Source organism: Falsirhodobacter sp. alg1 (genome assembly GCF_000739715.2).
In the GTDB taxonomy this organism is placed as follows: Bacteria; Pseudomonadota; Alphaproteobacteria; order Rhodobacterales; family Rhodobacteraceae; genus Falsirhodobacter.
Genome location: NZ_BBJC02000054.1, coordinates 1 through 781, shown reverse-complemented (window position 1 = coordinate 781; position 781 = coordinate 1). Strand labels below are relative to the sequence as shown.

Annotated in this window: 1 protein-coding gene and 1 pseudogene; both read right to left on the bottom strand. The window is 63.8% G+C overall.

Going from position 1 to position 781, the window contains the following annotated elements; all coding sequences use genetic code 11:
- Positions 1–77: 77 nt before the first annotated feature.
- Complete coding sequence (locus tag TR36_RS14130; RefSeq protein WP_153010596.1) at positions 78–500, bottom strand: ATP-binding cassette domain-containing protein; 423 nt, start codon at positions 498–500, stop codon at positions 78–80.
- An 84-nt stretch (positions 501–584) separates the two neighbouring features.
- Positions 585–781: pseudogene (locus TR36_RS15845) on the bottom strand (hypothetical protein); the annotation flags it as partial.

The following is a 781-nucleotide window of genomic DNA, read 5'->3' as shown; positions in this document are numbered from 1 at the left end:
CCTGTCGCAACTCCGGATCAAGGCTGAAAACGGTTCATCCAGCAGAATGGCGCACGGGTTGGACAGCAGCGTCCGCATCAGGGCCGACCCGCGCCCTCTGTACCCCCCGAAAGTGTGGCCCGGATCACGCTGACCCCATGCCATCCAAACCCCGCCTGCCCCAGGGCCGCCTCCACTGCGGCGCGCCGTGCCGCACGAACCCCGCAACCCGCGCCGACAGTCCAAAGGCCAGATTGTCGGCCACGGACAAATGCGGAAACAGCACTGCCTCCTGGAACATGATCCCCANCCCCACGCTTCTCGGCGGGCAGATGCGTCACATCGCGACCCGTTAGCAGCACATGCCCCTGCGTCCGGAATCCCGGAGCCAGATGCCCGCCGATGGCTGCCAGCAGCGTGGATTTCCCCATCCCCGACGGACCCATGACGCTGGCAATACAGCCGGTTTCCACGGTCAGCGTCAACGGCGCGAACATGGCCTCGCCGTTCGGGCGCGTCACGGTCAGGCGGTCCAGTTGCAGGCTTGGGCCAGGTTTTCCCGGTGCGGATCTTCGAGTTCTTCGGAAGTGTAAACTGAACCATGATCATCCCCTCCAGTCAGGGCGGTCGTATAACGGACGGGCAGGCATTTCGCCCGATTTCTGATAGACGCAGGACTGATAGACAGCCGAAGGATCGCGTCCCATGATGTAGTCCGAGGAGGCATTGATCTCCACCCCGGTATAAGTCGTCCCGCCCGAGCCGAGACCAAGCTCGACATAGCCGCGGGGATGGAGCGCCA